This is a genomic window from Planctomycetota bacterium, assembly GCA_016872555.1.
Classification (GTDB): Bacteria; Planctomycetota; Planctomycetia; order Pirellulales; family UBA1268; genus F1-20-MAGs016.
Map to the genome: position 1 here is coordinate 1 of VGZO01000110.1, position 4,202 is coordinate 4,202.

Annotated in this window: 3 protein-coding genes; all 3 read right to left on the reverse strand. The window is 73.4% G+C overall.

Annotated features, from left to right (window positions below; genetic code table 11):
- Nucleotides 1–667, reverse strand: a 667-nt coding sequence (locus FJ309_17155) for a sodium-translocating pyrophosphatase (GenBank protein ID MBM3956302.1), incomplete at its 3' end; no start/stop codon positions are given.
- Nucleotides 668–866: 199 nt separating this feature from the next.
- Nucleotides 867–1,922, reverse strand: a complete 1,056-nt coding sequence (gene aroF, locus FJ309_17160) for a 3-deoxy-7-phosphoheptulonate synthase (protein ID MBM3956303.1) — start codon at nt 1,920–1,922, stop codon at nt 867–869.
- The coding region (locus FJ309_17165; GenBank protein MBM3956304.1) for a hypothetical protein at nt 1,919–4,202 on the reverse strand (2,284 nt) is incomplete at its 5' end. The genes aroF and FJ309_17165, both read right to left, overlap by 4 nt.

Genomic DNA, 4,202 nt, shown 5'->3' on the forward strand with positions numbered 1-4,202 from the left:
TGAAGATGCCGCCGGCGATCCGCAGGGCGGAGGCGCCGAGCGATTCGCCGATCGCGAACCCGAGGAAGCAGTAGCCGACGATGGTGCGTGGCACGAAGAGCAGGATCACGACCATCATGATCAGCTCGAGCGAGATCAGGAACAGGCCGATCGACATCCCGGCGCGGAGCGGGATGTTGACCACGTCCCAGGGCTCGCCGCGAAGGGCGGCGAAGGCGGTGCGGGCATTGGCGTAGGTGTTGACGCGGATGCCGTACCACGCGACCGAGAACGAGCCGATGATGCCGACGAACGAGAACAGCAGCACGAGGCCGAGCGTGCCCACCGACTCTCCCTTGAGGAACAGGAAGTAGTAGGCCATCGCCGCGGCGATCAGCGCGAACAGCAGGGCGAGGAACTGGCCCTGCTTGATCAGGTATGTCTTGCAGGTGGTGAAGATGACGTCAGCCACCTTGAGCATCGACTCGTGGGCCGGCAGGGCCTTGATCTGCCGCCGCAGGAAGAGGCTGATGCCGAGCGTGCCGGCGATCACTACCGACCCGTAGAGCAGCAGTAAGTGGCCGCTGATCGAGCCGCCGAAAAACTTGGCTTCCTTGAGATCGGGGATCGCCAGATCGGCTTCGCTCGCCATGGCGGGAGCGGCGGCCAGGCAGGTGGCCAGCGCCATGGCGGCCAGCAGGCGATGGACGAACGGAAACACGATCCCCGCGATGAGACGACGCTGCACGACAAACTCCCCCTGAACGTGGCACTGGCAAGAGGTCGCGAAGTCTAGCAATTCGGCCCTTCGGAGCAACGGGCCACGGCCAGAGCCGGCCGGCCGCGGGCCCCTCACCGGGCCTGACCGCGGCCGTGGCACCGGGGGCTCAGCCGCGCGCGGTGGGCGCCGGGGTGCCGCTTTTCGGTGCGGCGATCACCCGGTCGACCGCGGCGGCGACCCGCCGGCACGTCTCCATCGTCCGGGCGAACGACGGGAAGTCGAGCGACTGCCCACCGTCGCTGGACGCGGTCTTGGGATCGGGATGGACCTCGATGATCAGGCCGTCGGCGCCGGCGGCGACCGCCGCCGCGGCCAGTGCCGGCACCAGCGACGCATGGCCCGTGCCGTGGCTGGGATCGACGACGACGGGCAGATGGGTCCGGGCGTGGAGCCAGGGCACCGTCGCCAGCGGCAGCGTGAAGCGGGTGTGGGCCTCGAACGTGCGGATCCCGCGCTCGCAGAGCATCACCGCGCGGTTGCCGCCGTTGAGGACGTATTCGGCCGCCAGCAGCAGCTCTTCGACGGTCGCCGCCGGACCGCGCTTGAGGAGGACCGGCCGGTCGACGCCGCCGACCGCCTCGAGAAGCCGGTAGTTCTGCATGTTGCGCGCGCCGACCTGGAGCACGTCGGCATGGCGCGCGACCAGCTCCACATCCTCCGGCGCCACCACCTCGGTGACGATCGCCAGCCCGGTCTCCGCGCGGGCCTCCGCGAGTAGCTCGAGCCCCTGCGCCTTGAGCCCCTGAAACGCATAGGGGCTGGTGCGCGGCTTGAAGGCACCGCCGCGCAGGGCGGTGGCACCGGCCGCCTTGACGGCCCGGGCAGCGGCGAGGATCTGGTCGCGGGTCTCCACCGAACAGGGGCCGGCGATCACGCCGATCGACCGACCGCCCACCTCGAGCGGCCCGGCGCGGACCACCGTCGGCTCCGTCTGCACCTCGCGGCTGGCAACCTTGTAGGGGGCGAGGATCGGCATCACCGTGGCCACGCCCGGGAGCGTCTCGACGCCGCTGCCGGCGGCGTGGCGTTCGTCGCCGACGACCGCGACAACCGTCCGTTCCGTGCCGACGATGACGTGCGGGCGGAGCCCGAGTTGCTCGACGCGCGCGACGACGCCGTCGAGCTCGGTCTGGCCGGCACCGGCCTGCATCACGATGATCATTTCGGTGAGTCACCTGGTGGGGGCGGGGAATCGAACACCGGCGGGATCGGGTCGCCACGCTTGCCGGCCGCGGCCCGGGTGGTGATCTCGAGCGACTCGCCGCCGTCCCGCGTGCGGACCACGTAGACGAGCTTCCCGTCAGGATTGCTCCGCGCGAGGATCACGCGGAGGATCTCCTCGGCGGCCTTGTCGCGCTCGTCGAGAGTGAACGACTGGTTTTTCGTGATCCCCTCGAGCTGCAGGTCGGAGCCGCGGATCTCGATCGGCACGCCGGTCTCCTCGGCGAGCAGCTGGATCGACCGTTCGAGCGTGTCCCTCGGAAACGAGAGGCTGATCCGCTTCGCCAGTCTGTCGCGGATGCCTGCCGGCGGGGGTGCCGCGCGGGCGTTGGCGGCAGGCGCCGCGCCGCTCCCCGGCGTCTGGGCAAGGGCCAGCTCGGCGGCCAGCGCCAGGTTGTGGGCGGCATGGGGAGGGAGATGGCAGTTGACGACCGCCACCTGGCCCTCGCCGCCGGCGCGGACGTTTTCCGCGAGCACCTCGAGCATCCGTGGCAGCCGCATCACGAGCCGGCGGCCGAACGGGTGGGGATCGAGGGCGTTGCAGGAGGCCTCGGCAGTTGCCGGGAGGGCGGCGATCCGCGTCGCGAGCGTGGCGGCCAACCGCGCCGACGGCACGTCGGCCGGGGCGACGACGTCGAGCTCGGCGTAGCTGGTGTCGCCGAAATGGAGGCCCAGCGCCGCTGCCCGGATCCCACCGGCAAACAGCTCCGCCAGCGCCCCGCCGAGCCGGGCGAGCGGACCTGACACAAGCGCGCTGCCGTCCGACTCGAGCCACGCCGGCGACCCCAGCAGCGTCACGTGCCGGCCGCCGTCGAGGGTGCCGACGAGCGTCTCGAGATCGCGCGGCAGGCTGGCCTCGATCCCGCCCGGTTCGTCGGCGACGCGCGCCGCCTCGGCGGCCACCAGCTCGTCGACGAGCGCCGTCGGGCCGACGACCAGCGCCCGGCCGCCGTGACGCCGGGGCAGCCAGCAGGCCAGCGGCGATCCTCGATAGACCGTCTCCCCGGACCGCTCGCTCCCCTCGCGCTCACCCCATGCGGCCGTCCGCGCCGCTCCGTCGCCCGCCACTGGCAGCGTCGCCGTGCCCCAGACCACCGCGCCGAGCTCCAGACCGTCGTCAGCCGCACGCCAGCCGACCTGGACGACGTCGAGCTGCTCCGGCCGGCACCCCGCCAGCCGGGCGGCTTCGGCGAGGGCCCGCTCGGCGTCGGCTCCGATCGCGCGCAGGAACAGCTTCCCTTCTTCCGTCGCCAGCAGCGCGGCCGGACGCACGAGCACTGCGAGCTGCGTTCCGGGGGGGAGGTGCGAAAGCGACGGCGGTGGTCCCGGCGGATTCGGCGGAGCCCAGGGAAGACCGGGCGTGTCGGCAAGCACGATCGTTCCCTCGCGCCGCGCCGGCACCGCGGCGTCGCCGGGGGTCGGCGCCGGGGCAATCGCGGCGACCGCAGGGGCCTCGGCCGGGCGCGAGTCGGCTAACGCGCGCGCCGGTTCGGCGCCGTTGCCGGTGGCGTCGGTCGCCGTGCCCTCGCGCACCGGCTCGTCGCCCCGCTTCACTCTGGGCGCGGCAGGTTCCCGCGGGCCGGCCCCCGGACGGAGCCAGATCACGCCGGCGACCGTCGCGACCGTCGCCAGCAGGAGGCCGAGACCGCCAAGCGCGAGCGACAGGCTCCGGTCCGCCTTCCGCCGCGGCGGAAGGCGCGCCGCACGGCTCTCGACCGGCGCCGGCGAAAAGACGAGCGCCGCAGGCACGTCATCGGTGACGGCGCCGGCCACCGGTGCCTCGGGCTCCGGCCCACCACCGGCGAAGTACGGACGCTGCTCCGGCAGCTGCGGTGCGACCGGCGTTTGCCCGAGGCTGGCGGCGATCGCGTCGGCCGCCTCGACGGCAGTCGGGTACCGGGCCAGCGGATCGCGCGCCGTCATGTAGCCGACGAGCGTCGCCAGCTCGACCGGCACGGCGGGGCCGAGAGGCGCGGGCCCCGAGGCGACGGCGTGGGCGAGCGTCCGCGCCGCGTCGCCCTGCCAGCAGGGCAGCGCGCCTGTGAGCAGCGCGTGGAGCAGGCAGCCGAGGGCGTAGACGTCGGAGCGCGTCGTCGCCGGCGCACCGCGCGCGATCTCCGGCGCGACGAAGCTCGCCCGGCCGCCGAGCCCGGCGATGGCCTCGGCCGATCCGGCGTCGACGCGCGGCGGGACGACGTGCGGATCGCCGGCGAGCGGGAAC